23 protein-coding genes and 6 pseudogenes are annotated in these 24369 nt (G+C 70.0%); 16 read left to right on the top strand and 13 right to left on the bottom strand.

Features of this window, described 5'->3' with window-relative positions:
• Positions 1–26: 26 nt before the first annotated feature.
• Both ACZ6Y1_RS25330 and ACZ6Y1_RS25325 read left to right on the top strand, forming a co-directional pair.
• Positions 27–1304, top strand: coding sequence for an MFS transporter (locus ACZ6Y1_RS25330; RefSeq protein ID WP_469633994.1), 1278 nt, complete (start codon positions 27–29; stop codon positions 1302–1304).
• A gap of 119 nt (positions 1305–1423) precedes the next feature.
• Entirely contained in the window at positions 1424–1558 is a 135-nt protein-coding gene (locus ACZ6Y1_RS25325; protein ID WP_469633991.1) for a hypothetical protein, read from the top strand.
• A 104-nt stretch (positions 1559–1662) separates the two neighbouring features.
• On the opposite strand, the gene ACZ6Y1_RS25320 is transcribed toward ACZ6Y1_RS25325, so the two are convergent.
• Positions 1663–2094 carry a transposase gene (locus ACZ6Y1_RS25320; protein ID WP_469633989.1) on the bottom strand — a complete coding sequence of 144 codons (432 nt, stop codon included), beginning with the start codon at positions 2092–2094 and terminating at the stop codon, positions 1663–1665.
• Positions 2095–2253: 159 nt separating this feature from the next.
• On the opposite strand from ACZ6Y1_RS25320, the gene ACZ6Y1_RS25315 reads away from it, so the two are divergent.
• Together ACZ6Y1_RS25315 and ACZ6Y1_RS25310 are read left to right on the top strand one after the other, a co-directional pair.
• Positions 2254–2910 (top strand): class I SAM-dependent methyltransferase, encoded by a 657-nt coding sequence (locus ACZ6Y1_RS25315; RefSeq protein WP_469634074.1) that lies wholly within the window; start codon positions 2254–2256, stop codon positions 2908–2910.
• A gap of 123 nt (positions 2911–3033) precedes the next feature.
• Positions 3034–3171 (top strand): annotated as a pseudogene (locus ACZ6Y1_RS25310) (SDR family NAD(P)-dependent oxidoreductase); the annotation flags it as partial.
• A 354-nt stretch (positions 3172–3525) separates the two neighbouring features.
• On the opposite strand, the gene ACZ6Y1_RS25305 reads toward ACZ6Y1_RS25310, so the two are convergent.
• Positions 3526–5064, bottom strand: a complete 1539-nt coding sequence (locus ACZ6Y1_RS25305; RefSeq protein ID WP_469633986.1) for a serine/threonine-protein kinase — start codon at positions 5062–5064, stop codon at positions 3526–3528.
• 1324 nt (positions 5065–6388) lie between these two features.
• Positions 6389–6865 (bottom strand): lamin tail domain-containing protein, encoded by a 477-nt coding sequence (locus ACZ6Y1_RS25300; RefSeq protein WP_469633983.1) that lies wholly within the window; start codon positions 6863–6865, stop codon positions 6389–6391.
• Positions 6866–7322: 457 nt separating this feature from the next.
• On the opposite strand from ACZ6Y1_RS25300, the pseudogene ACZ6Y1_RS25295 reads away from it, so the two are divergent.
• Positions 7323–7515: pseudogene (locus ACZ6Y1_RS25295) on the top strand (GNAT family N-acetyltransferase); the annotation flags it as partial.
• 23 nt (positions 7516–7538) lie between these two features.
• Here the strand turns inward: ACZ6Y1_RS25295 and ACZ6Y1_RS25290 are convergent.
• Positions 7539–7679: pseudogene (locus ACZ6Y1_RS25290) on the bottom strand (site-specific integrase); the annotation flags it as partial.
• A gap of 266 nt (positions 7680–7945) precedes the next feature.
• Between ACZ6Y1_RS25290 and ACZ6Y1_RS25285 the strand changes: the two are divergent.
• The 5 genes from ACZ6Y1_RS25285 to ACZ6Y1_RS25265 all read left to right on the top strand — a co-directional run bounded on the left by ACZ6Y1_RS25285 (position 7946) and on the right by ACZ6Y1_RS25265 (position 11951).
• The gene (locus ACZ6Y1_RS25285; RefSeq protein WP_469633980.1) at positions 7946–9142 is read left to right on the top strand and encodes an NAD(P)/FAD-dependent oxidoreductase; all 1197 of its coding nucleotides are present in this window, start codon (positions 7946–7948) and stop codon (positions 9140–9142) included.
• A gap of 29 nt (positions 9143–9171) precedes the next feature.
• The gene (locus ACZ6Y1_RS25280) at positions 9172–10185 is read left to right on the top strand and encodes an ABC transporter permease (protein WP_469633977.1); all 1014 of its coding nucleotides are present in this window, start codon (positions 9172–9174) and stop codon (positions 10183–10185) included.
• A gap of 41 nt (positions 10186–10226) precedes the next feature.
• The gene (locus tag ACZ6Y1_RS25275) at positions 10227–11180 is read left to right on the top strand and encodes a sigma-70 family RNA polymerase sigma factor (protein ID WP_469633974.1); all 954 of its coding nucleotides are present in this window, start codon (positions 10227–10229) and stop codon (positions 11178–11180) included.
• A gap of 141 nt (positions 11181–11321) precedes the next feature.
• A complete protein-coding gene (locus ACZ6Y1_RS25270; protein WP_469633972.1) occupies positions 11322–11447 on the top strand; it encodes a hypothetical protein in 126 nt (41 codons plus the stop codon).
• A gap of 30 nt (positions 11448–11477) precedes the next feature.
• Complete coding sequence (locus ACZ6Y1_RS25265) at positions 11478–11951, top strand: hypothetical protein (protein WP_469633969.1); 474 nt, start codon at positions 11478–11480, stop codon at positions 11949–11951.
• A 3-nt stretch (positions 11952–11954) separates the two neighbouring features.
• Here ACZ6Y1_RS25265 and ACZ6Y1_RS25260 read toward each other — a convergent pair whose 3' ends face one another.
• On the bottom strand, positions 11955–12350 hold the full coding sequence (locus tag ACZ6Y1_RS25260; RefSeq protein WP_469633967.1) for a hypothetical protein: 396 nt from the start codon (positions 12348–12350) through the stop codon (positions 11955–11957).
• A gap of 462 nt (positions 12351–12812) precedes the next feature.
• Here ACZ6Y1_RS25260 and ACZ6Y1_RS25255 point away from each other — a divergent pair.
• Positions 12813–14068 (top strand): annotated as a pseudogene (locus ACZ6Y1_RS25255) (IS256 family transposase).
• Positions 14069–14091: 23 nt separating this feature from the next.
• Positions 14092–14775, top strand: coding sequence for an HAD family hydrolase (locus ACZ6Y1_RS25250; protein WP_469633964.1), 684 nt, complete (start codon positions 14092–14094; stop codon positions 14773–14775).
• On the opposite strand, the pseudogene ACZ6Y1_RS25245 reads toward ACZ6Y1_RS25250, so the two are convergent.
• Positions 14765–15318 (bottom strand): annotated as a pseudogene (locus ACZ6Y1_RS25245) (GNAT family N-acetyltransferase). The gene ACZ6Y1_RS25250 and the pseudogene ACZ6Y1_RS25245 sit on opposite strands and share 11 nt — an antisense overlap.
• 455 nt (positions 15319–15773) lie before the next feature.
• On the opposite strand from ACZ6Y1_RS25245, the gene ACZ6Y1_RS25240 reads away from it, so the two are divergent.
• On the top strand, positions 15774–16427 hold the full coding sequence (locus ACZ6Y1_RS25240) for a hypothetical protein (RefSeq protein ID WP_469633961.1): 654 nt from the start codon (positions 15774–15776) through the stop codon (positions 16425–16427).
• Between the two features lie 23 nt (positions 16428–16450).
• Here ACZ6Y1_RS25240 and ACZ6Y1_RS25235 read toward each other — a convergent pair.
• From ACZ6Y1_RS25235 to ACZ6Y1_RS25220, 4 genes and pseudogenes are all read right to left on the bottom strand, one after another.
• Positions 16451–16564, bottom strand: a pseudogene (locus tag ACZ6Y1_RS25235) (ATP-dependent helicase C-terminal domain-containing protein); the annotation flags it as partial.
• A 204-nt stretch (positions 16565–16768) separates the two neighbouring features.
• Complete coding sequence (locus ACZ6Y1_RS25230) at positions 16769–17155, bottom strand: DoxX family protein (RefSeq protein WP_469633958.1); 387 nt, start codon at positions 17153–17155, stop codon at positions 16769–16771.
• A gap of 92 nt (positions 17156–17247) precedes the next feature.
• Entirely contained in the window at positions 17248–17718 is a 471-nt protein-coding gene (locus ACZ6Y1_RS25225; protein WP_469633955.1) for a carboxymuconolactone decarboxylase family protein, read from the bottom strand.
• Between the two features lie 85 nt (positions 17719–17803).
• Positions 17804–18685, bottom strand: a complete 882-nt coding sequence (locus tag ACZ6Y1_RS25220) for a sigma-70 family RNA polymerase sigma factor (protein WP_469633952.1) — start codon at positions 18683–18685, stop codon at positions 17804–17806.
• Positions 18686–18898: 213 nt separating this feature from the next.
• Between ACZ6Y1_RS25220 and ACZ6Y1_RS25215 the strand changes: the two genes are divergently transcribed.
• Positions 18899–19636, top strand: coding sequence for a hypothetical protein (locus ACZ6Y1_RS25215; RefSeq protein ID WP_469633949.1), 738 nt, complete (start codon positions 18899–18901; stop codon positions 19634–19636).
• A 966-nt stretch (positions 19637–20602) separates the two neighbouring features.
• On the opposite strand, the gene ACZ6Y1_RS25210 is transcribed toward ACZ6Y1_RS25215, so the two are convergent.
• Both ACZ6Y1_RS25210 and ACZ6Y1_RS25205 read right to left on the bottom strand, forming a co-directional pair.
• On the bottom strand, positions 20603–20791 hold the full coding sequence (locus ACZ6Y1_RS25210) for a helix-turn-helix domain-containing protein (protein ID WP_469634071.1): 189 nt from the start codon (positions 20789–20791) through the stop codon (positions 20603–20605).
• Between the two features lie 25 nt (positions 20792–20816).
• Positions 20817–21296 carry a hypothetical protein gene (locus ACZ6Y1_RS25205; RefSeq protein WP_469633946.1) on the bottom strand — a complete coding sequence of 160 codons (480 nt, stop codon included), beginning with the start codon at positions 21294–21296 and terminating at the stop codon, positions 20817–20819.
• Between the two features lie 171 nt (positions 21297–21467).
• On the opposite strand from ACZ6Y1_RS25205, the gene ACZ6Y1_RS25200 reads away from it, so the two are divergent.
• Positions 21468–22724, top strand: coding sequence for a sensor histidine kinase (locus ACZ6Y1_RS25200; protein ID WP_469633943.1), 1257 nt, complete (start codon positions 21468–21470; stop codon positions 22722–22724).
• Positions 22725–22880: 156 nt separating this feature from the next.
• On the opposite strand, the gene ACZ6Y1_RS25195 is transcribed toward ACZ6Y1_RS25200, so the two are convergent.
• Positions 22881–23180 carry a hypothetical protein gene (locus ACZ6Y1_RS25195; protein WP_469633940.1) on the bottom strand — a complete coding sequence of 100 codons (300 nt, stop codon included), beginning with the start codon at positions 23178–23180 and terminating at the stop codon, positions 22881–22883.
• Positions 23181–23472: 292 nt separating this feature from the next.
• Here ACZ6Y1_RS25195 and ACZ6Y1_RS25190 point away from each other — a divergent pair, with 292 nt between their 5' ends.
• The gene (locus ACZ6Y1_RS25190) at positions 23473–24291 is read left to right on the top strand and encodes a glutamate ABC transporter substrate-binding protein (protein ID WP_469633937.1); all 819 of its coding nucleotides are present in this window, start codon (positions 23473–23475) and stop codon (positions 24289–24291) included.
• Positions 24292–24369 lie beyond the last annotated feature (78 nt).

Raw genomic sequence — 24369 nt, 5'->3', positions numbered from 1 at the left:
TCCCGCCCACCCGAAGGGCCACGCCGATGCCCATGCCCGTGTCCCTGCGTGCGCGCGTGAAGCGCCGCGACCGTCCACCGGCCGCGGTGCTCCGCGTGATCCGGCTCAACAACGGTTTCCAGCTGTTGTTCAACCTGCTGTGGTGGATGCCGGTCTTCTACCAGTACCAGAAGCAGGCAGGCCTGTCGGACAGCCAGATCTTCGGCATCCAGAGCGTCTACTACGTGGCGTTCTGCCTGCTGGAGATCCCCACCGGCTTCCTCGCCGACCGCATCGGACAGCGCCGCTGCATGCAGCTCGGGGCGGCCGCCATGGTCGCGGCGAACCTCCTTCCGGTCGCCTCGCCGTCCTTCGCGGGCTTCATGGCGCACTTCCTGGCCATAGCCGCCGCCCGCTCGCTGGTGTCGGGGGCCTCCAGCGCCTACCTGTACGAGTACCTGCACGAGCACGGTGCGGACGCACACTACGTACAGGCCGAGGGCACCGCCCGAGCGCTCGGCCTCTGGGCGAAGATCGCCTGCTGGCCCCTGGTAGGCGTCCTGATGCACGTCCGGCACGAAGCCCCTTACGTGCTGACCGCGCTGTCCGCACTCGGTTCGCTGGCCTGCGCCGCGGCCCTCCCGGCGATCGAGGCGCCCAGCGGGGGCGCTCGCCCGCCCGCGGACCGCGTCGGGCTCCTCGCCTCGACCCGCCATGCCGCGAAAGTGCTCGGCACGTCACGGTCCCTCGGACCTTTGATGGTGCAGGGCGTGGCCCTGTTCACGCTCGCCCGCATCTGCCAGGTCAACCTCTTCCAACCGCTGCTCCTCGAGAAGAACCTCCCCGTCGCCGACCACGGTGCGGTGCTGTCGGCGATGACGGTCGCCGAGGCCGTCGGTTCGGCCAGAACCGGCTGGTTGCGCAGCCGACTGTCCGACATCACCGCGGTGACCGTCCTCAGCGTCGTCATGGCGCTCACGCTCGCGGCCACCACCCTGTCGGGAGGGCTGGGCACGATCCTGTGGCTGTGCGTGTTCGCCGCCGCGGCGGGCCTTGCCTATCCGGTGCAACGCAACCTGATCAACGCGGCCATCCCGCCGACCCCCTACCGGGCGACCCTGCTGTCGGTGGAGTCCATCGTCGACCGCGGCGTGTGCGCGCTGGTGGCGCTGGCCGTCGGCGCGTACCTGGAGGCCGACCGCCTTGACCTGCTCCTGGTGCACGCTGCGGCGGGCACCTGTCTTCTGCTGCTCGTCGTGGGCGTCGTCCTCGGGCGGCTACGCCGGGACGGGGTACGTCCAGCCGCACGTCAGCCCTCCTCGTAGGAGGCTCCTGAATGGCTGTGTCGCCCTCTCAGGCCGCGGACGAGGGTGGCGTGTACGGCCCCGGGGGGCGTGTTGGGCCGGGCCGCGGGATGGTGACGGCGACGAACCACATGTAGCCGATGCCGGTCGGCGCACGGGGCCGGTTCGACAGCTGCGAGGACGACGAGGTCGCCCCCGACTCCGCGGTTCAGATGATGGAGAGCGTCGCCTGGGTACTGGGGCGGCGCCGCAGGACCAGCGCGACCGGTTCCTGACCGTCGTCGCAGATCTTGCCGAGGCCGACCAGGACCCGGTGCAGCAGGAATTCTTGGAGGCTTTCCCGTTCTCCTGCCGCCTGGTCGACGAGGAACCCGAGGGCTCAGGTCGAGCCGAATCCTGACCAGGCGGAGGTGCCCGGCTGCAGACTGTGGGTCTCGCTGCGGCGGGTCGGCTCGGAGTGGTCGCGCTCGGCCTGGTGGTCCAGGATCGGCGGCAGGTCGCCCTCCGTGAACCGTCCGACCATCGCGGCGGCGCCGAGCGCGCGGTCGAAGTCGGCGGTGCCGTAGAGCTTGGCGAGCGCGATCGCATCGGTCATCTTCTCCCTGATCCGGCGGATACCGGTCGCCGCCGCGTGCGAGGCAGTGACAGTTGGTTTTGCCGCTGGAGGCCGGGACGGGGCGACGCCGCACAGGGCTGCAAACGAGGCCTCGGTTTGGCAGGCAGTCGGGATTTCCCCGGCGGTGATCAACAGCTGGATTGCGTTGTCCGGGCCGACGCCGTAGGCAGCCCGCAGGCTGTGTTCGGTGACCACACCGTCAGTACGGCCGTGAGTTCGTCGTGCTCGGCGGCCAGGGCCTGGACGCGTCGCGCGAGACTCTTCAGGGCGGTCAGGACAGTCTTGTGGCAGAGCCACGACCACCGGAACCGCGTACGAGTACCAATGTCAGTGGCGGCTGGCATGATCACCGCCATGTCTGATCCCACACCTGCCATTACCGCGTACTGGGACGCTGCCGCGCCTGCTTTCGACGACGAGCCGGACCACGGCCTGCGCCATGAGCACACCCGGGCTGCCTGGGCCCGACTCTTGAACTCCTGGGTGCCCGAAGGGCCGGCCGATGTCCTCGATGTCGGCTGCGGTACCGGATCGCTGTCTTTGCTGTTGGCAGAGGCCCAACACCGCGTCACCGGCGTGGACCTGGCGCCACGGATGGTGGAGCAGGCCAGAGCCAAGATCACGGCCGCAGGCCTTCCTGGCCGATTCCTCGTCGGTGACGCCGCCGTTCCACCGACCGGCGCGGAACGGTATGACGTCCTGCTCTCGCGGCATCTGTTGTGGACCCTGCCCGACCCCGAGGCCGCGCTGCGCGAATGGGTCGCCCGGCTGCGACCCGGTGGCCGGCTGGTACTGATCGAGGGACGGTGGCGGGAAGCCGGGCAGAGCGGCGTGCCCTACGTGGCAGGAGCCGAATCACTTCCCTGGCACGGCGGCATCACCGCCTCGGATCTTGCCGCCGTCGTCCGTCCCTTCGTTGCCAGCCTCCACATCGAGCCGCTCAGCGGCGACCCTGAGCTGTGGGGCGGACCCGTCACCGACGAGAGGTACGCGCTGATCGCCCGTATCTGACCTGGACGTCGCCCCGCCCAAGCGCCGTATCAAGGGTGGACAATCCAGGTGAGCACATCTGGGGAACGGGCAAGCAGGAGGCAAGGAGATTCGGGGAGTCTCACCACGCCTGGACGGAGGGGCAACAACGCCGGCATCATGCCGCTCTCCCCGCTGGAGGAGCTCCGGACCCAGGACTGGGACCGGGTGTTCGACGTGAACCTGCGGGGAGTCCTGCACGGGATCGCCGCAGCCCTTCCGGTGATGCTTGTCCAAGGCCGGTAGCACATCGTGAACATCGCGTCCGTCGGAGCGTACGAGGTCGTGCCCACCGCCGACCGTCTCCTGTGTCCAGCGATGTGCCGCCACCGCCCGCCGTGGCGGTGGCGGCGCCCGGGGGTGGGGGTGTAACCGTCCCGGCTGCTGGGTCCTCGAACTGCGGAGCTCCTGGTCGTTGCCGCGGGGTGACGCCGGTGAGGTACATGTCGAGCAGGGGGAGCTCGCCGGGCCGGGATTGGTGGACCTCGCAGGGGCCCGTTGCCCAGGCGCCGTCGGGTTGCTGCTCGTACACCAGCGCCCACACCGCAGCGCCTGGTCCGGGGACTGCCCCCTCCTGCGGCAGCCGTCTGCGGCGGGTCATTCCCCGTTGAGCCAGCCGCATACGTAGTACTGCTGGTCCGGAGTCCGCTCGATGATCCATTGGTTGAGGACGTCGCCCGCGAGCTCGCCCGTCTCCGGGTCCCGTCGAGTGATCTTCGCTTCCACGCTGAGCTCGTCCCTTCCCTCGGGAATGTCGTAAGGCTGGAGTTCCCAGCGGTGGACGTAGTAGCCGTTCAGAGCGAAGCCCAGGAGGGTGGAGCGCAGGCGCGGGCAGGTTCCCTTCCGCAGGGAGGTCATGTCCTGGTCGGCCAGCCCGTTCATGTAGAGCGTGAAGACGCGCTCGATGGCCCCACGATCGAGAGGGGTGTGGGTGGGCCGGCGGGTGGCGGGAGAGGTGGAGTTCGGGTCGGGGTGGGGGCTGGTTTCGGCGGTGAGCGGGGCCGCCGTGGTGGGTGCGGGAGGGGAAAGGGACGGGGAGGCGGTAGGGCGGATGGGCGCCGTGGAGCCGCTGGCACGGGTGCGGCCGTCATCTTCACCGGTGGCTTTGAGCTGCGGTAACCACCAGGGCATAGCCGCCAGGACGGCCACGACGACCGCCACGAGGCCGCCCAGGAGATACGCCCGCCGCCGGGCAGCGCGGCCAGGGCCCGGAACCGCCGGAGACAGGCGGCTTCCTCCTGAGCCGTCAGCCGGGGCTGTCCCCAGGTGCAGTGTGGACGCTGAGGTCGATGCGGGGTCCGGCTGGGCAGGCGCGGCCTCGCCCGCTGGGCCGGTGAGCATTGCGTAGGCCTCCTCAGCAGTGAGGCGCTGTGTCGGGTCTTTGCGCAGCAGGCCCGAAAGGACCGGGGCGAGCTTGCCTGCGCGGGTGGGGATGGCCGGCTCTTCGGTGGCGACGGCGACGAACACGGCCCAGGAGCCGGAGCCGCTGAACGGCGGGTGTCCCTCCACCGCGGTGAACAGCGTCGCGCCCAGGGACCACAGGTCGGATTCAGGTGTTGCCGCAAGGCCGCGCACCTGCTCGGGGGACATGTAGGCCGGTGTCCCCATCAGGGCTCCCGAGCGAGTGAGGCCGGGCTCGCCCTCGACAGCGGCGATCCCGAAGTCGGTCAGCACCGCCCTGTCGCCTTCGAGCAGCACGTTGGCGGGCTTGATGTCCCGGTGTGTAACGCCTGTGGCGTGCACGGCGCGTAGGGCGTCCAGGACCTGCCGTCCGATCCCGGCGACCCGGGCCGGCGGCAGCGGGCCGTCCTGCTTGATCAGGTCGTCCAGGGAACGGCCGTGGACGAGTTCCATCACGATCCACGGGCGGCCGGCATCGTCGGATATCCGGTCGTGGACGGTGATGACGCCCGGGTGTTTGAGCCGGGCCGCCGCGCGCGCCTCCCGGTCCAGCCGAGCCATCCAGGTCTCCCGCTGGACAGCGTTGAGATCGTCGGGCAGGCGGAGCTCCTTGAGAGCGACCTCCCGGTCGAGTTGCTCGTCGTGGGCCCGCCAGACGGTTCCCATGCCGCCCTGGCCCAGCAGTTGGGACAGCCGGTACCGGCCGGCCAGCAGTCGTCCGCGATCATCAGTCACGAGGGGAACCTAACCCACACCCGGGGGGAGGACGCCCGGCTGCCGTCGGGCCGCGCATCCGCTGCGGCACGAAGTCCAGCAGAGCGCGGCGCCACTGCGCCGGTTTCCCCGGCGCCGCCTCCCGAAGTGCGGCACCCGTGCCTGCCGACCTGAGTACGAGGCAGCCCGCTTGGCTGACACAGAAACGGTGGTCGACTGATCACCAGCCAGTAAAACACCGGCAGGAAAGTCGGAACGGTACATTCCCGGCCAGCCAGGATCCGATCGGCAATGTGGTGCGGACACATCGTTGCGTGCCGTGTGGCCGTCAGGACCCGATCGGTTCACATCTATCGAAGCTGTGCCCGATGCGCGCCGGTACCCGCGGGTACAGCGAACGACCGCCACTCGCCCCCCGGCCCGGGCGGCCGCGCCGTTACGCGCTGGCTTCGGGTCAATCGCTGGGGCCATGCTCATGTTCCAGGAGCCCACACACGGGCCGCCCTGCGAGGGGTGCATGAGCAGACAGGTCGTTGCGGCTGATGCCGGGCAGCGAAGCAGTTGGCCCCCGCCGGCGGGTTCCGGAATGGCCCTACTGCCCTCCAGGCCAGGTCCGATGGTCCCCGGCAGACAACGCGCGTGGGGCGTTCGGCGCGCTTGGGGTGATCCAGCGGACGAGCGCTGCGTGGGTTTCGTCGTCGAGTGACGACAGGATGCAGATGGCTTCCAGGTCGCCGGGGAGTGGGGAGATACCGGCGGCGGTCAGGGCCGCTTGCAGGTCCAGTCTCCGACGGTCCATGGGCGTGATGGACCAGGCCGGGCGCGGGTCGGACGGCGGGCGGTGAGCCTGATGGCCTTCCCCGGCCGGAGAACACTGCCAGTCCGTGTCACCTGGACGGCTCTGCGCCGGGGCGGCGTGGACGGTCGGCAGGTCGGTGTCTGCGCCTGGGAAACGGTAGGGGTCCAGGTCCAGCTGAGGGATCGTGACCTCGGACGGATCACAGTTCCATGGCTCCACAAAAAGACCTTCCTGGATCGGCTGCTTCCACATCAGCTCTGGGCACCGCTGCAGCCGCGGTGGGGGCCGCCGGAGCGAACCCGTCCCGTCGAACGGGGGGGACGGCCAAGCCGACGGGGCGCGATTCGAGCCCTCTCGGGCCCTGTCTCGTCCGACCACTCGCCCTTCCCAGCCCCGTACGACACGCCGGATTGGGGACTTGGCGGGGCCGAGCCGGTCGGGCCGTTGGGGGTGGGGGTGTTGCGTGCCGCGGCTGCTTGCCGCGGCACGCCGCTGCTGCTGGTGGCCGGCAGTCACGGCCCCCGACGGTGTGGCTGCCGGGTCGGATCAGCGGGGGTCGCGGTGTCCGTGGCGGCCCCAGGTCTCGGTGTCCACGACGCGGCCGCGGTCGTCGCGGAGGGTGGCAGTGTCGCGCTCGTCCCAGATCTGGTGGCGGCGGTCCTGGTAGACGTCGCGGTGGGTGTCGCGGCCGTAGCCGGTGTGGACCTTGACACTGGAGTGTCCCTCGAGACGGAGCCCGGCGAAGCGGTAGCGGTTGCCGTCACGGTCGGTGAGGGTGAAGCCGTGGAGGTTGACGGAGTGCCGGCCGGTGTTCCTCACCTCGACCCACTCACGGTTCAGGGCCCGGTTGTCGCGTCCGCGGCTGCCGGGCTGGACGTCGCCGATGACGATCGAGGCGTACCCGCCGCGGTGGTCACGCCGGTCGTCGTCGTGGGCGACGGCCGGAACAGCGGCCGCCCCGATCAGTGCACCGGCGGCCAGGACCGCGGCGACGGTACGGCGGGTGGCGAGGGAAGCTGACATGCAGATGACTCCTTCTGATCAGCCGGCCCGGCCTCATGCAGGCCGGGCGGGCTCCGTGCGGTTCCCGGCGTCCTGCCGAGGACCCACACCCTGACCCGCCCCCGCCGTCAACCGCCACAACTCATGACGGCCGTTTCCCAATGCGGACATATCCGTAACTCTCCCTTGCCAACTGCAAGCGTCAATTGCCAATTGACACCGTCCCACTGCCAAGCCGGAACAGCCCTGCCCGCACCACAAAGAGGATTACCAGCCAGACAAACAGCTCATTCACGCCAGCCGGTGCTGTGCGCCGAATGCGCATACAGCTCCGTAACAGCCGCTTCCATCGCAGCCCCGAACCGGTTTCCGCCACACCGCGCAGACGTACGGACGTAGACGCCGGCTGCTGCGCGCCGATGGCCCGCTAGCCGCTGGGGCGAGGAAACCGCGGCCGAGCTGTCGCGAATGTTCAAGGCTGCTCGCCTCCACCGACGCCGCTCGCATCTGGACGGTGCAGTCCGGCGTCTGCCCCGAGAACATCGCCAGCCTCGTCCTCCACCAGCGCGCCGGCTTCCGCATCATCTGCCCCCCCCCAACGCATCGGCCGCCACCACGGCACACCGCGCGACGTCGTCCTCGTCGAATGCCGCGGCCCCGCCCTCACCTGACCGGCCGTACTGCGGCCGGACCAGCGCCGGGCTTCCCCGGGGGCCAGCAGGCGGGTCAGCTCGTCGATGGCCTCCGGAGGGCCTGAAGTACCGGCGGACATTCTTCGGCTTCTTGTGGCGGGACTTCGCCTCGGCATCAGCAAGGACGCCCCGACTCCCCGATCCCCCAGGCGATCACTCACCACGTCGGGCGCGTCGAGCGGCCTGCGAATACGCGACACCGCAACATGCGAGCCACCGATCTCGAGCTCCTGATCGGCCTCGGACCGCCTCGTTCAGCTCGGCCCGCATCTGCACCGCCCCGGCATCGTGCGCAGCAGGATGCACCCCCCCTCCGCGGCGTGACCCACATCACAGTTGATTCCTGTCAGGGATCGGGGCGCTGCGCCGCTCAAGCCACCGAGAGCAGGCAGAGCGACAGGAGCGAGACATGAAACAGCACCGCATCGTCGTCCTCGGCGCCGGATACGCCGGGGCCTACGCGGCCGGGACCCTGGCCCGTCGACTGTCCCGGGAGGACGCCGAGATCACCGTGGTCAATGCCGAGCCGGACTTCGTCCAGCGGCTGCGGCTGCACCAGCTCGCGGCCGGCCAGGATATCGAGGCCCCCAAGCTTGCCGACGTCTTCGCGGGTACGGGGGTCCGGCTGCGCCTGGCCCGTGTCACCGCCGTCGACCCCGAGCGGCAGGTCGTCGCCGTGGCCGACGCCGACGGTGGCGGCGAGCTCGGATACGACACGCTCGTCTACGCGCTCGGCAGTCACGGCGATGTCCACGGCGTCCACGGCGTCGCCGACCACGCGTTCGACGTCGCCGCCCGGCCCTCCGCGCTGCGGCTGCGCGAACGCCTGGCCGGCCTGGGCGACGGAGGGCGGGTGGTGGTCGTCGGCGACGGGTTGACCGGCATCGAGACCGCCACCGAGATAGCCGAGTCCCGGCCCGGCCTGTCGGTGGCGCTGGTCGCCCGCGGGGAGCTGGGGGCCCAGCTCTCGGCAGGAGCTCGCGGCCACCTCCGCCGGTCATGCGAGCGGCTGGGTATCACCGTCTGGGAACGCACCGAGGTCGAAGCCGTCGAAGCAGCGCGGGTGCTGTGCGCCGACGGCACAGTCCTGGCGTCCGACGCGACCGTGTGGACGGCCGGGTTCGCGGTCAGCCCCCTCGCGGCCACCGGCGGGATCGAGGTCACCGAGAACGGTCGGATCGTGGTCGACCGCGCCATGCGGTCGGTCTCGCACCCGAACGTCTACGCCGTCGGCGACAGCGCCTACGCCATCGGCGACAACGGCCGCCCGATGCCGATGTCCTGCGCCTCGGCCGGCTATACCGGCCGGCAGGCCGTGGACGCGATCGTGGGACGCCTGACCGGCCGTGAGATCGCGAACACCAAGCTGGAGTACGTGGGCAACCACATAAGCCTCGGGCGGCGGGACGGGATCCTTCAGATGGTCGGCGACGAAGGACAGCCGAAGCCGAAGTTCATGGGTGGCCGCAAAGCCGCGCGGATCAAGGCGGGCATCGTCAGGATGTCGCTGTGGGCCACCTCGCACCCGACATTCGGCCTTCCCAAGCGCAAGCGCCGCCTGGCTGCCGCGCCGGTCGCATCGTCCGCAGAGACGGCGGTGGCGTAGCCGTGCGAGTCGGATCCACTCAGGCGGCCGTGCCCGCAGCCGATGTGCCGGCCTCGCCCTGGCCGACCGTGGCCAGGGCGGTCGCCCTGCTCACGGTGGGCATCAGTCTGCTGCTCACCGCCTTCGCCTGGCCGTCGGTACGCTCGTCGGTGCATGACGTGCCGATCGCCGTCGCCGGGCCCGCCCCCGCCGTCGAGCGGATCACGTCCGTACTCGACCAACGCCTTCCCGGCGGCTTCGAGGTCACCGAGGTCGCCGACACCGCCGCCGCCGAGCGACTGATCCGCGACCGTGAGGTGTACGGGGCGATCGACCTCAGCTCCGGCATCCCACAGGTCATCACCGCCTCCGCCGGGAGCACGGCCGTAGCGCAGACCCTGAACGGCATTGCAACCATCCTCGGCCAGGCACGGGAAACCGGCCCGGCGCCCGCCGCCCGAGACCTCGTCCCCCTGCCTGCCCACGACCCTCGCGGCACCGGACTGGTCGCCGGGGCCCTGCCGTTGGTCATGGGCGGCCTGCTCGCCGCCCTGCTCCTGACCAGGCTCGTCCGTGGCACCGTCCGCCGCGTCACCGGAGCGCTCGCCTTCGCCGTGACCGGCGGCCTTGCCGTGGCGGCGGTCCTGCAGTTCTGGTTCTGCTCACTCGACGGCTCGTACTGGGCCAACTGCGGCGCCATCGCCCTGACCGTCGCGGCCATTTCCCTGACCGTCCTCGGTCTCGAGTCACTGCTCGGGTACGTCGGCTTCGGCCTCAGCGCCGCCACCATGATGCTCATCGGCAACCCCCTGTCGGGCACCGCGACCGCACCGGAGATGCTCCCCGGCTGGTCCGGCACCCTGGGCCAACTGCTTCCACCCGGGGCAGGCGGTCAACTGCTGCGTTCCACCGCCTTCTTCGACGGTCACGGCGCCATCCGCTCCGCCGCCGTCCTGGCGGCCTGGCTCACGCTCGGATCGGTGCTCTGCCTTGCCGGCGGGGTGCGCACCCGCCGCACCGCCGCGGCCACTGTCGAGGACCCGACTGCCCGTGCGGCAGTCTGAGCCCTTCCTTCGCCTCCGCAAGATCGTCTAGGGTGGTTCATGTGGACAGCTCCGCCGCTGATCGCTTCGACACCGATCGATTCGAGGCCGGCCGGAGCCGGCTGGCCTCGCTGGCCTATCGGCTCCTCGGCTCCGCCGTCGACGCCGAGGACGTCGTGCAGGACGCGTTCCTGCACTGGCAGGCCGCCGACCGGCAGCGGATCAGGGTGCCGGTGGCATGGCTGACCAAGGTCGTCACCAACCTCTGCCTCGACCGGCTCCGCTCGGCACAGGCCCGCCGTGAACGCAGCGCCGGCGCTTGGCTGCCCGAACCGCTCCTCGACGGCGATCCGATGCTCGGCCCGGCCGACACCTTCGAGCAGCGTGAATCGGTCTCCCTGGCCGTACTGACACTCATGGAGCGACTGTCACCCCACGAGCGGGCCGTTTACGTCCTGCGCGAAGCGTTCTCCTACGGCCACGCCGAGATCGCCGAGATCCTCGACATCAGCGAGTCCGCGAGCCAGCAACACCTCCACCGGGCTCGGCGGCGGGTCACCGCCGTCCGCCGCGGCGGCGGCGAGGTGGACGCGGCGTCCGCCCGCAGGATCGTCGAGGAATTCCTCGCCGCCGCCTCCTCAGGCCGCACCGAACGGCTGGTGGCGCTGCTCACCGATGACGTGATCGCGATCTCCGACGGCGCCGGCCTGGCCGAGAAGCTGCTGCGGTTCGACACCCCGGAGCGTGTCGCCCGCGTCGCGCGGGCCGGATTCAAACCCAGCCCCGCGAAGCGGCGACTGGCCGGCGGCACGCCCGCCATGCACTACGCGGTCGTCAACGGCACCCCCGCCATCCTCACCGTGGTCGACGATCAGGTAGTCGGCTCCGTGACCTTCGACCTCGCGGGCGGAAAGATCGCCACCGTGCGCGGCATCGCTGCTCCCGCCCGCCTCTCCCGCCTCACCGAAGCGTGGCGGCAACAGGGATCGGACACACCGCTCATCGCCCAGTGGTGACCCGACGTCAACCACCGGCCCGGCGCACCACCTGTGAAGAGGGCTGGGGGTGCTGTGCTGCGCTCCGTATGCGTAACTGCGACCGCTACGGAGTCCATTGCCCTCATACCGAAAGCTGCGTGGGCACAGCCCGATTTCTGTGTGGCGGCCAACGGCTCCGTGGTCGCACAGGTGAGCAGCGGCGTGTACCGGGCGACTGGTACCGGCTCGGTGGCGATCGCCAAGTGGTCGGAGAGGTTCGCCGCCGCCGATGGCGGAGACCTGTAGTCGTCGGCGGCGAGATAGCGGAAGGAGTGCGTGCTGCGGGGGGGGGGGTCTCTGGACCCGGAGTTCCGAGCCCGGTTGTGCCGCGAGGTGCAGCTCTCGGCCCGCGTGTCCGGGTCCTGCCTGATACCGCACCTGGCCGCCGACCCGGAGGCCGAGGCCCCGTGGCCGGCGGCCGAGTACGTGCCCGGCCCCACCCTGAACCAGCACCTGCCCAGCCACCGGCCCCTCGCGGGCGGCTCCCTGTACGCGCTGGCCACCGGCACTGGGCAGGCCCGGCTGCGATTCACGACGCCGAGGTGGTGCACCGCGACGTCAAGCCGCAGGACGTCAATTTTGTCCCCGGGCGGGCCCCGCGTTCTGGACTTCGGCAGCGCCCGCGCCGGCGACGGCAGCTCGGTCACCCGAATTGGAGTGATGACCTGCTTCCGGGGCGAGGCGGAGAACGAAGTGGTTCTCGGCGTCCAGCACGACGTCAGTTGGGGTCGTGGGCACGGTGGCGAGTAGTGGTCAGGCTCCGGTCAGCCAGCCTTCTTCGAGACCCCCCAGAACGAACCCGTTTTCGAAGCGCACCCTGTATCTGATCTGATCGCCGACTCCGGCGTCGTGCCCTCCGTGCTGGATGATCTGCTGGCGAAGGTTGTCGATCACACCGGCCGTGAAGCCGTCGAACTGGGCTCCGCGTACTTGCCGTTCGAATTCCGCCAGCCCTTGCTGGGCCATGCTGTCGGCTTCCTTCGCCGAGCCGGTGACGATGCCCTCCAAGCCCTCGGCCAGCCACAGTGGACCGGCGAAGCCGATCCTGCCCGGCGTGTCGTTCGCGGTGACCTGCACATCCCTGGTCAGCTTCACCTTCGCGCCGGTCTCGTACGGCATGGGAGCACCCCCTCGTTCGATCTTGGTCATGATCAAGGCAAGCGTAGTCGGGACGCCCTGGGCGGGGTTGGTGTCCGGCAAGATCAGGAGCCCCACGGCTTGGCAGCGGCACCGCGGCCTCGACCGCTCACCGCCCCGCGAGGCAGACCGGGCGGCGATGGCCTCGGCCTCGGCGTGTGGCCCGGTGAAGGAAGGGAGTCAGCACATGCCGCTACGACACGGGCCCTCTCCGCCTCCTCGCGCGACGGACCGGTCGTTCCCCTCCGACCAGCGGAACGGGCTGGTCCGTGAGGGTGGTTCGAAGGGGACGGCCGCCGTCGAAACTCTCAGGCCGCCACTTCTCCTGAAGGCCGCCTGGAGCGCGGGTTCGAGCAATGCTCAGGACTTGTGGATCAGCTCCTGGGAGCACGCGACGGGCGTACCTTCCAGGGTGATTGATCGAGAAGTCACCGAGTAGACCTGCGTTGCAGCGCAGGTCAGGAAGGTGCTCCCGTGCTGAGCGCAGTCACCGCCGAGGGTTCCGCCGAGTCCGGTTCTCTGATCGACGAGATCGTCCGCGAGGGCGCCCGTCGGATGCTGGCCGCCGCGCTGGAGGCCGAAGTGAACCAGTACATAGCCGAGTTGGCCGCCGAGAGGGACGAACGCGGACACCGGCTGGTGGTCCGCAACGGCCACCACCGGCCACGCACCGTGGTCACTGCCGCGGGCCCGGTCGAGGTGCAGGCACCGCGGGTCAACGACCGCCGCGTCGACGAGGCCACCGGTGAGCGCAAGCGATTCTCCTCCAAGATCCTTGCCCCGTGGTGCCGCAAGTCCCCGAAGATCTCCGAGGTGCTGCCGCTGCTCTACCTGCACGGACTGTCGTCACCGGGGACTTCGTCCCGGCACTGGAGCAGTTCCTCGGCTCGGCCGCCGGGCTGTCGCCGGCGACCGTGACCCGGCTGACGAAGCAGTGGACCGACGACCACTCCGCCTTCCAGGAGCGCGACCTCGCGGACCGCGACTTCGTCTACGTCTGGGCCGACGGCGTGCACCCCAAAGTGAGGCTCGGCCAGGCGCACTCCTGCGTGCTGGTGCTGCTCGGGGTGCGGCTGGACGGCACCAAGGAGCTCATCGCCCTGGCCGAGGGCCTGCGGGAGTCCACCGAATCTTGGGCCGACCTGCTGCGTGACTGCCGCCGCCGCGGCATGCGCGACCCCGAACTGGTCATCGGCGACGGCGCGGTGGGACTCTGGAAGGCCCTGGCCGAGGTGTTCCCGGCCGCCCGGCATCAGCGCTGCTGGGTTCACAAAGCCCGGAATGTCACAAACTGTCTCTCGAAGTCTGTGCAGCCCAGTGCGACGAAGGCGATGCAGGAGATCTACAACGCCCAGGACCGCGCCCACGCCGAGAAGGCGATCGAGGGCTTCGCGAAGACCTATGGCGTCAAGTGGCCCAAGGCCGTCGCGAAGATCACCGAGGACCGGGACGAGCTCCTGGCGTTCTACGACTTCCCGGCAGAGCACTGGATCCACCTTCGGACAACAAACCCCATCGAGTCCACGTTCTCCACTGTCAAGCTGCGGACCAAGGTCACCCGCGGTGCCGGCAGCCCGTCGGCCGCCTTGGCCATGGTGTTCAAGCTGATCGAGTCTGCCCAGGCCCGCTGGCGTGCCATCACCGGAGCCTCCCTCGTCGCCCTGGTCCGCTCCGGCGCGACGTTCAGGAACGGCATCTTGGTCGAGCGCGAGGAGGTCGCCGCAGCGTGAACAGCAGGGCCTATGCTGCGGGGATGATCAAGCCCATTGAACTCGTCATATTCGACTGCGACGGCGTGCTGGTCGACAGCGAGCGCATCGCCGCACGCGTCCAGGTCACCCTCGGAGCCGAGCTGGGTTGGCCGCTGACCGAGGACGAGGTCGTGGACCGGTTCATCGGGCGCTCGCACGCCGCCATCCACGAGCAGGTCGCCGTTCAGCTCGGCCCGGACACGGCGGCGGTCTGGTCGCAGAGGTTCGAGCAGCTCCACCGGGAGGCCGTCGACGCCGAGCTTGCCCCCATCGACGGCTTGCCGGAAGCACTCGACGCGCTCACCCTGCCGACGTGCGTCGCCTCCAGCGGCTCCCACGACAAGATGCGGCACACCCTCGGCCGCACCGGACTCTACGAACGCTTCGCAGGCCGCATCTTCAGTTCCACCGAAGTCTCCTGCGGCAAGCCGGCCCCGGACCTTTTCCTGCACGCCGCCCAGCAGATGGGCGTCGATCCCGAAGCCTGCGTGGTGGTCGAGGACAGCCAGCCCGGCGTCCACGCTGCCCGCGCCGCCGGCATGCGAGCCTTCGGCTACGCCGGCGGACTCACCCCGGCCGAACGTCTCGAAGGCCACGACACAATCGTCTTCTACGACATGCGGAAGCTGCCGGCTCTCATCGCCGGGCTGCAGCCACCGCTTAGCCAGGCGCTCCTCAAGGATTGACCCTTGCAGGTGCTTTGACCTGCCCCGACTTATCCCCTACGGACTTTTCGAGGAGCGTGAACGACTTGGGAATACCGCCCGGCTGCGGCTTGCCCTCCTTATGCCCGACAACCCGGTAGCCAGCGCCCAGATAGTACGCATTCAGGCGCTCGTTGGTGGCCAGGCAGTCCAGACGAACCAACACTCGACCCGCCTCGGCCACGCGGCGCTCTGCCACTTGCAGAAGCTTCCGCCCTGTTCCGGGCGGAACGCATCCGTGGGCCACCATCAGCCGGTGTACGTAGCCAGCCGTCGGCGGCTGCGATCCCCAGGCGTCCTCGTCCTCCCACCAGAGCTCCCAGGCCCCGACCACGCGACCAGCAGCCTCCGCGAGCCATATCTCCCCGCTCTGCATGATCCTGCGGAAGTGATCCTCGCCCAGCTCACCAGGCCGCCACTGATCAACGACTCCTTGGGCAAACAGCCAGCGAGAGCCTCGTCGCGCAGATGCGCCACAGCGGCAAGATCAGCGTCGTCAGCGAGACGGAAGCGTAGATCATTCACTGCGCGATCTTCGCACAGGCATCCCTGGGCACCGACAGGCCGTAAGGGGCCCAACTGCGGGAAGACCAGCTTCCTACTGTCAGCGCTGATGCAGGCACAAGTGATCCACAAGATTTGACAATTGCTCCGCGGGTTCCACGGCCCACCTCAGCGCGTGGGACGAGCAGCAGGCCGAGGCTGCCTTGAAGACCGGACGTTCCGTCATTGAGGTCTTCTCCGGACAGGGTTACGCGGAACTGACCGCACACCACGGCGGCCACGCCGACACATCCACGAGACCCTGGACGGCGCCACCGCTACCCGCTGATGGACGCCGCCGAGCAGGGGCCCGACCCGTGGTTCGAGCCCTGGGTGCCCGCCGCGCCCGTCGGCTGTGGGTTACGGCCGTCGGAAGTCGTGGCCCATCGGCCGGATGTGGTCGAGGCGCTCTTGCGGACCGGTCCTACGCTGGAGGCATGGCCACCGATCCCTTGCTGAGACAAGGCCCCGACTCGACGGATCTGGTCCTGCGCGGCGGCCCGGCAGGGCCGACGTGGAACGTGCTGACCTCGGCAGGGCCGGCGCTGATCACTCCGCTCGCTCTGGGCGTGCCGACCCTGTGCGTCGCCTTCGGGATGGCGCTGGCCGGGGCGCGGGCGTCGACCGTGTTCGTGGTGGTGGGGGTGATCGCCGGGCTGGAGTACCTGATCGGCTGGCTGGCGCTGGCCTCTTCCCGGGCCCAGGACATCCTGCGGGTGGAGTTCGCGCCGACGGGGGTGCCCGCGTCTTTGCGGTTGGTCCGGGGCGGCGGGCCGGACGACTGGCTGCCCGTCAAGGCCCTGCGCGAGGTGCGGCTGACGCACAAGGTGGTGGAGCCGTACCAGGGGGACTACAAGCCGGCCGTCTCCACGCTCGAGCTGGAACTCGTCCTGCTGGGTGACCGGGAGCAGCTCGCGCTCCCGCTCGACGGCGACCCGCAGCGGCTCGCCGACGCGCTGAAGGCCTTGCTCGGCCCGGCTGGGGTCGTGGTGGTGCTGCGTACCGAGCGCAGCACGCGCGATCGGCCGCAGCGCAACTCCTCCGGCTGGACGTCCGGTGGTTCGGCCTCGGCCGGCTCGGGTGGCGGCTGACCCCGGGCTGCCCGTGGCGTTCCCCGGTTGCGCGTATTGAGCCGCCGGGTCGGCTCGGCCGCAGCCGGGTCCTGCGGCCACGGGCGGCGGGGGTAGCGGCCGCGGAGCTCGGACCGCACGGCGCGGTGGCCCTCGCGGTGCGCTGAGCTTGGCGTGGGTTGCGTCCCGCTCAGTGCACAGCCGGACTGGCTGGTCCAGGGGAGCGGGAGTCCGTCGGCGTCAACGCGGGGCACCTCGTGCACGTGCAAGTGTTGCTCGTGAGGTGGATGTCTCGCGAGCCAGGGGGATTGCGATGCCGTCAGCTCGTCACGTTCACCCAGATGGCCCGGGTGACTGGCAGGTCAGCCGGTGAAGGGTTCCAGTGCGAAGCGGCCGATCGCCACGAAGGCGGTCAGGGCGAAGTAGGCCCCGTCCCCCAGCGCGGCTTTGGTCTCGCCGCGGCGCATTCGCACCATCGTGGCGCCGGTCATGATCAGCGCCAGGCCGCCGGCCGCCAGCGGTACCAGTATCGGCGCGATGCCGAGCAGGGCGGGCAGGACCAGGCCCACGGCACCGAGGATCTCGAGTGCTCCGATGGCCTTGAGGGTGCCGGGCTTGAAGTCGAGGGCCCAGCGCGCGGCCTCGGCCATCGAGGCCATCTTCTCCCTCGGGACGAACAGCTTCCCGAGGCCGGAGAACAGGAAGACGGCAGTCAGCAGGCCGGTGGTGATCCACAGTGCGGTGTTCATGAGTCCTGTCCTTGGCGAAAGTAGGGGTATGGCGGTCGCCGGCGGACCCGGGATCCCGGGTCCGCCTGAGAGCCCGAGGGGGAATGTCCGCGTCAGGCGAACTGGCCGGGCTGGTACTCGCCGCCGGGCGTCCGGGTGATCACGTTCAGCCGGTTGAAGGCGTTGATCACGCAGATCAGGGCCGCCAGGGCCATGAGCTGGTCCTCGTCGTAGTGCTTCGCCGCGTTCCCCCACGCCTCATCGGTGACGCCGCTGGAGTCGGCGAGGCGGGTGCCCTGCTCGGTGAGTTCCAGCGCCGCCCGCTCCGCGTCGGTGTAGACGGTCGTCTCTCGCCACGCCCCGACCAGGTTGATCCGCACCGCGCTCTCGCCGGCGGCCGCAGCGTCCTTGGTGTGCATGTCGAGGCAGCCGCCGCAGCCGTTGATCTGGCTGGCGCGGATCTTCACCAGCTCCTGTACCGCCTTCGGCAGCGCCGACTCGGTGATGGCCTTGTTCGACGAGATGATGTGCTTGACCCACTTCGCCCCGACCTCGTTGTGCATGGGGTTGATCCGGGTTTCCATCGCGGTCTCCTTCGTCTTCGGATGCTTGCACCACTACGACGAAGCGCCCTGCCAAGACGTAACAACCCCACGCGCTCGACGTGTTCTACTCGGGTCGCGCGGGCAGACCCATGGCGTCGAGGCGCTTGCGGTCGCTCACGGTCAGGAGCTCGACGATCCGGCCGTCGACCACGGTGCACATCACCACGCCGAGCACCTTGCCGTTCGCGCCCCAGGCCACGAACCCGGGCTCGCCGTTGACCAGAACCGGGAGCACCGAGGTCATCGACCGGGCGCCGCGCAGGATCGGTTCGGCGACCTCGGCCGCCCCGACCGTGGTCATCACGCCCTGCGGATGGTACGTGCGCCAGGTCACCTTCGGATCGAGCAGCCGTACGAGCCCTTCGAAGTCCCCGTTCCGCGCCGCGGCAAGAAATGCGTCGACCACTGCGCGCTGCCGCCGCGGCTCGTCCTCTGGCAGCGGTGTGCCCTGCACCTTGCGGCGGGCCCGGCTGGCGAGCATCTTGGTCGCGTCGGTGGATCGGTCGATGATCTCGCCGATCTCGGCGAAGGGCACCGCGAACATGTCATGCAGTACGAACGCCAGCCGCTCGGTGGGCGGGAGGGCGTCAAGTACCACCAGCATTGCCAGCCCGACCGATTCGGAGAGCATCGCGTCCTCCTCGGGTGCCGCCCCGTCGTCCACGGACACCACCAGCTCGGGCAGCCGGTCCTCGTACGACAGATCGGGCCGGGTCTTGCGAGAGCGCAGCGCGTCGATGCAGACTCGGCCGACCACGGTGGTCAGCCAGCCGGCCAGGTTGTCGATCGCGGCCGCGTCCTGGCGCGCCAGCCGGATCCACGCCTCCTGCACCGCGTCCTCGGCGTCCGCCCGCGACCCGAGCATCCGGTGGGCGACCGCCACCAGGCGCTCACGCTGCTCTTCGAAGGCTCCCGCCAATACGTCGTGCGGACCTGATCCGGTCATGTTGTTACCTTCCTCGCGCGAATATCCGTCGTGATCATGACGCGCCCGAAGGTGCCGAGGTAACCGTTCAGCCTGGCGAAGACGGCCGCAGCCCTGCGGGCAGGTCTTGGATTCGGCGGAATCGGGGCGGGCGTCGCCGGGAGCGCCTGGGCGCTGCCGCCGCGGCCGACGCGGCCGACGCGGCTGGATCCGTACCAGCCTTTGATAGACGAGATGCTGCGGGCCGATCTGGATGCCCCGCGCAAGCAGCGGCACACGGTGAAGCGGATCTTCGAGCGGCTGCTGGACGAGCATGGTGCGGACGAGATCTCGTACCAGATGGTCCGTGGCTACGTCGCTGACCGGCGCGAGGAGGTCCGGGTCCAGGCCGGCCGGGGTGTGGTGGAAGCCTTCGTCACGCAGACGCACAAGCCGGGAGCGGAGGCGGAGGTCGACTTCGGCGACGTGACGGTGTGGCTGGCTGGCGAGCTGGTGACCTGCTGCCTGTTCGCGTTCCGGCTGTCGTACTCGGGCAGGGCGGCCATCCACCGGATTTTTCACCGCACTACTGGTCGGGGGCCAAATGGAGGACTCGAGGGCGCATGCTGCAAGATGGCTGCGATGACTTCCCTCGACGAAGCCTGGGACGAGCTGCGCGGACAGCTTCGACTTGGCCAGCGGCTGGCCGGAACAGTGGACTGGGTTCACCGTCCCGGCGTCACCGGGACGGGTGTCGACCTGGGGCTTGCCGTCACCGGCTTCGTCGACGTACTCATGCTGCCGCGGGACGCGACACGCTGGCCGGCCGTCGGCACGGCGGCGGACTTCGAGATCTGGTGGATGGATGACCGTCCGCAGATCAGGCTCATGCCCGTCGACCCCGGGTTCGTGCGCGAAGACTTCGACAGCTGGGTCCTCGTGGAGGACTCCCGGGCGGCAGCGCTGTGGCGTGAGCGCCATCGGGTCAGCTGAGCGCGTTCTCTCCTGACTCACCTGGTCTGCGTGCTGTCGACGTAGGCGTTCGCCCTGGCGCCTCTTGTCGACGATGTGCCGCAGGCTCTCCTGAAGGTTGGTGACCTCGCCGAGCCATTGCAGCCGTCGGGCTTCGTCCGGTCGTTCGTGGGTATTGCGTCGATCTCCAGCAGCCGGGGAGACCTGACTCAACGACCTGCGAAGCATCGGCAGCGCACGCATACTGATTCATGCTGGCAGGCCGTCGAGCTGGTCGAGGCGGCGGACGCGAGCGCGCCCCACTCCAGAGGCCAGCGCACTCTGGGGACGGGCTCAGAAGCCGCCGGGCGCTGGTCTCCCCGCTCCGTCTACGGCCGACTCCCTGCTTGGGGCGGCCCGGCGGTACTGCCTCCCGAGCGCCTGGGCGCCGGGCCTCACCCATGCACACCATATCGACACGGGCTGTACCCGTACCCGACCCTAGCTGTCCCAGGCAGACCCGTGGGGCCTTCCCCGGGCACGCCACCCCAATCCCAGGCCTGCGGGCGGGCCCGGCGGCGGGCTCTGTGAAACACCGCCAGTCGGAGTGAGGGCAACGGTAGGGAGCCCGCCGTCCTCGGGTCTATGGAGCTAGGGGGGCCCGGACCTCGTTGCGGGTGACCGCAGTCTTCGCGGCGAATGCTTCAAGGTCGAACTCGGCCGGCGGCTTTCTGAAGTCCACGGTCTGGCACACGTGCGCTGGAAGGCCAGCATCTGCTGACGGCTGACCGGCAGGGCTTGGCGGGTGACGATCAGCGTTGCAGAGCTGACTGGCAGCAGGCGGGCGCCTCCCGCAAGGTCGGCGAGGCGGCGCAGCGGGGCGCGCCAGCTGCTTCGTAGAAGTACTCCCGGGCTGCGCTCACCTCCTGGCGGCCGTCGAGGAGCTGCGGAAGTGCTAGTTTGCGCCCGCTGCGCGAGTCTGCCCCGGTCGGCGATCCTCCCGTTCAGTCAGAGCCGGGGCAGCGCGTCCAGGTCGCCCCCGCACGCGGGGGCGAGCCTCTGCACTGTCTCCTCGGCCGGGACGGTCTTGCCGGCCGCGGCGCGCTTGAGCGTGGCCGGCGGCAGTCCGGTCTTGTCGGCGGGTTCGTCGTAGCTCAAGCCGGCCCGTGCACGGAGCTGCCGCGGGCCTGCGGCCAGTTCGCCGTGTGCTGGGCGGTCGGCGTCACTCGTGCCGGCTCAGCGCCCGCAGCGCCAGTCGGCCGCACAGAACGGCGAGCGGCAGCTCTGCGCCGAGCGCCATGGCGGCCGCGGTGGCGAAGTCGCCGCCCGGCGCCGCGGTCGTGGTGTCGAGCCAGGCGTCCACCACAAGCAGCGTCGCGGTCGCGGCGGCTGCCAGGGCGTGCCGCCGGTCGCCGCGGGTGGCGAGGATGCCAGTGGTGATCAGGCCGAGCGCCTCCAGCGCGTCGAGCCCGATCCACGCGACGGGCCAGTGGGCCACGCTCGCGGTGGCCGGCAGGCTGGTGGCCAGCACGTACAGCCACGGCAGCAGGGCGAGCCCGAAGGCGACCAGCAGCCACCCGGTCCGCCGCAGGCCCCGCACCGGGCGCGGTTCGTCCGCGTTTTCGTGGAGCGAGATGACCGCGGCGCGGTCGAAGTCCTCGGCACCGCCCAATTCGGGATCGCACAACACCAGGTGACGCATCGTCTTTCCTCGCTCCCCGCTGGCTCTGCCTTTCATGTGCTCCACCCTGCGCCGCACACCAGGCCGCCGTCAGTCACGCAGGTTTCCGACCCGGGGTGGAGGTAAGTGCACCCCTGAACCTGGTGAAAGCGCCATGGCACGTGGTTGACCTGCGGCTTTAATGTGTGAGGCATGCAACTCACTACGTGGCTACGGCTGGTGCTGGGCCGTCCATTCCGCGGCGCGGGACACCGGATCGCGCTCGTCGCCGCCGGCCTGCCGCTCCACCTCGCCGTGGTGCCACTGTGGCTCTGGCTGCTCGGCACGCTGGCGGCGTTGGTGCCGGCCGTGACTCCGCTGCCCGTCCTGCTCACGCTCGTGGTGACACCCCTGCTGACCGCCGGGCAGCGGCGGCGCTACCGGGCGCTCGTCGGCAAGGACCTCCCGCGCCCCGCCGTACCCGGGCCGGGACGCAACTGGAAGTGGGTAGTGCGCCGGCTGACCACACGGACCTTGTGGCGGCAGGCCTGTTACCACGCCGCGGCGGGTCCGCTCTTCGCCGTCCTGGACCTCGCCGTCCTCACCGTCTGGGCCGCCGCCCTCGTGGCCGCCTCCATGTACGTGTGGATCTGGGCACTGCCCCCGCAGTGGCGGGTCACCGATCTTGGGTACACCACGCAGGCCGCGTACATCACCGTCGGCGGCCTCGCCCTGCTGTTCCTGGGGCCCCGGCTGACCGGGGCTCTGGTGCGGCTGGAATCCCGGGCGGCCGAGGTCCTGCTCGGCCCCAGCCACGCGGAGAAGCTCGCCCGCCGGGTCGCCGACCTCGCCGAGAGCCGAGCCGGCGTGCTCGACGCCGCCGACGCCGAGCGGCGGCGGATCGAGCGCGACCTGCACGACGGTGCACAGCAGCGACTCGTCTCGCTCGCCGTCAACCTGGGCCTTGCCAAGTCCACCCTCGGCGACCTGCCGGAGGACGCCCGCAAGGTGATCGACGAGGCACACCGCGAGGCGAAGGAGGCGATCGCCGAGCTGAACAACCTGGTCCGCGGCCTGCATCCGGCCGTCCTTGAGGACCGCGGCCTCGACCCCGCGCTGTCCGGGGTCGCGGCCCGCCTCCCGATCCCGGTACACCTGGCGGTGGACCTGCCGCGGCGCCCCTCCCCCACGGTCGAGGCCGTCGCGTACTTCGTGGTCTCCGAAGCGCTGACGAACGTCGTCAAACACGCCCGGGCGACCCGGGCGGACGTGACCGTGGAGCAGCGAGGGGAGACACTGCTGGTGGTCGTCGCGGACGACGGAGCGGGCGGCGCGGATCTCGCGGCGGCTGGCGGCACCGGACTCGTCGGGCTCGCCAAGCGCGTCGCGTCCGTCGACGGCACGTTCTCCTGCCTCAGCCCCGCCGGGGGCCCGACCGTCATCACCGTGCAACTGCCGTACGCGCCGTGATCGCAGAGGATCCCTTCTTGTTGCGCATCGGCGTAGTCAAGTCCTCGAGGAGGACGCCAGCACCTCCAGCCGCCGGGCTCCTGCGCCGGCCGGACGTCGCGTTCAAGGCCATGTCCGATGATTGTCCGGACTACGCGCTGGCGGTCTGAGCGGGCATCATTCCGGGTGGACTCGAAGTAGCCGGCGCTGGGTTCCGTAGGGGCGGGCGCAATCACCCAGTTCGAGCGTGCGGGTGTGGAAGTGCTGCTGGAACTCGCGCCGCCATTCGTCGTCGGTGGGCTCGCGGTACTCCACGGCGGGCCGGACGGCCCGGCGCTGGTCGAGGAAGGCTCGGTAGGCGGGTACGGCGGCGGCCGGCCACTCGGGCGGCACGGTGTCCGGGTAGTCCTCGACCCGGCACAGCGGGAACTCCCCTGCCCTGGGCAGGGCGTGGGTGCGGGACTGCGGCGGCCGCAATGTCCGGATGAAACGTATCTACAGTCCTTCACCAAGGAAAGATGGATCTCCATTGGTCCGTACCGAACCTGTTGCCGCGAACGCCCCTCTTCATCCCGTTCGAAGCCATAATCGCCGTAGAAACGCCGTCCGAGCCGGATCGTTACCTCAAGTTTCGCCAAGATCCAGTGACACCGCGGCGGCAGCATTCTTAGCTTCCTCTTACACGCGTCTTGACGCTTCTACGTACCCCGCGGCACGCGCACCGGCGATCCCGCTCCGCGTCCCGCGTCCCCGAGGAAAGAGTTGCAACATGAAGGTCCCCAAGGCTGGTGCGATGGCCGCTGTGATCGGCCTCGCCCTGACCGCCACCGGCTGCGGCGGCGACGAAGGACCCAAGGGAACCCTCTCCATCGGCATCGCCTTTGACCAGCCCGGTGTCGGCCTCCGCGAGGCAGGGGGCAACTTCTCCGGCTTCGACGTGGACGTCTCCAGGTACATCGCCAAGGAGCTCGGCTACAAGCCGGAGCAGATCGAGTTCAAGCGGGTCGACAGCTCCGAACGCGAGCTGCTGCTCCAGTACAACGAGGTCAAGTTCATCGCCGCGACCTACTCGATCAACAACAAGCGCCGGGAGAAGGTCGACTTCGCGGGCCCGTACTTCACGGCCCACCAGGACCTGCTCGTCCGCGCCGACGACCCCACAATCACCAAGGCCGAGGACCTCAACAACAGGAAGCTCTGCTCCACCGTCGGCTCCACCTCGGCGCAGAACATCAAGCAGAACCTGGCGCCGAAGGCCACCCTGCTGGAGCTCGACGGCTACTCGGAGTGCCTGATCGCCCTCCAGGACGGCGTGGTCGACGCCATGACCACGGACAACGCGATCCTGGCCGGTTACGCCGCCCAGAAGGGCAACACGGGCAAGTTCCGGCTCGTCGGGCTGAACCTGAGCAACGAGAGCTACGGCATCGGCATCAAGAAGGGCAACAAGGATCTGCACGGCAAGATCAATGCCGCCCTCAAGAGGATGGTCCAGGACGGCTCCTGGGACGCGGCCGTGACGAAGAACTTCGGCCAGGCCAACTTCAAGCACGAGCCCGCCCCGCAGGTCACCTCCGCGAGCAGCTGACGACGCCCGTTGGGCGTGGCAAGGGGGAAGCGCCGAAGTCTCCCCTCGCCACGCCCGGGCCAGGTCAGCGGCGCTTTG

The sequence above is a fragment of the Streptomyces sp. NPDC053432 genome (assembly GCF_055585365.1).
Note: the sequence above shows the minus strand (reverse complement) of the source record. Positions and strands in the feature narration are given on the sequence as shown.

Excerpts from the sequence above, each read along its gene's own strand:
- ACZ6Y1_RS25330 (WP_469633994.1), top strand. The coding sequence starts at position 27 with ATGCCCATGCCCGTGTCCCTGCGTGCGCGCGTGAAGCGCCGCGACCGT.
- ACZ6Y1_RS25325 (WP_469633991.1), top strand. The coding sequence starts at position 1,424 with ATGCCGGTCGGCGCACGGGGCCGGTTCGACAGCTGCGAGGACGACGAG.
- ACZ6Y1_RS25315 (WP_469634074.1), top strand. The coding sequence starts at position 2,254 with ATGTCTGATCCCACACCTGCCATTACCGCGTACTGGGACGCTGCCGCG.
- ACZ6Y1_RS25300 (WP_469633983.1), bottom strand. The coding sequence starts at position 6,865 with ATGTCAGCTTCCCTCGCCACCCGCCGTACCGTCGCCGCGGTCCTGGCC.
- ACZ6Y1_RS25285 (WP_469633980.1), top strand. The coding sequence starts at position 7,946 with ATGAAACAGCACCGCATCGTCGTCCTCGGCGCCGGATACGCCGGGGCC.
- ACZ6Y1_RS25260 (WP_469633967.1), bottom strand. The coding sequence starts at position 12,350 with ATGACCAAGATCGAACGAGGGGGTGCTCCCATGCCGTACGAGACCGGC.
- ACZ6Y1_RS25250 (WP_469633964.1), top strand. The coding sequence starts at position 14,092 with ATGATCAAGCCCATTGAACTCGTCATATTCGACTGCGACGGCGTGCTG.
- ACZ6Y1_RS25240 (WP_469633961.1), top strand. The coding sequence starts at position 15,774 with ATGGCCACCGATCCCTTGCTGAGACAAGGCCCCGACTCGACGGATCTG.
- ACZ6Y1_RS25230 (WP_469633958.1), bottom strand. The coding sequence starts at position 17,155 with ATGAACACCGCACTGTGGATCACCACCGGCCTGCTGACTGCCGTCTTC.
- ACZ6Y1_RS25225 (WP_469633955.1), bottom strand. The coding sequence starts at position 17,718 with ATGGAAACCCGGATCAACCCCATGCACAACGAGGTCGGGGCGAAGTGG.
- ACZ6Y1_RS25220 (WP_469633952.1), bottom strand. The coding sequence starts at position 18,685 with ATGACCGGATCAGGTCCGCACGACGTATTGGCGGGAGCCTTCGAAGAG.
- ACZ6Y1_RS25215 (WP_469633949.1), top strand. The coding sequence starts at position 18,899 with ATGCTGCGGGCCGATCTGGATGCCCCGCGCAAGCAGCGGCACACGGTG.
- ACZ6Y1_RS25205 (WP_469633946.1), bottom strand. The coding sequence starts at position 21,296 with ATGCGTCACCTGGTGTTGTGCGATCCCGAATTGGGCGGTGCCGAGGAC.
- ACZ6Y1_RS25200 (WP_469633943.1), top strand. The coding sequence starts at position 21,468 with ATGCAACTCACTACGTGGCTACGGCTGGTGCTGGGCCGTCCATTCCGC.
- ACZ6Y1_RS25190 (WP_469633937.1), top strand. The coding sequence starts at position 23,473 with ATGAAGGTCCCCAAGGCTGGTGCGATGGCCGCTGTGATCGGCCTCGCC.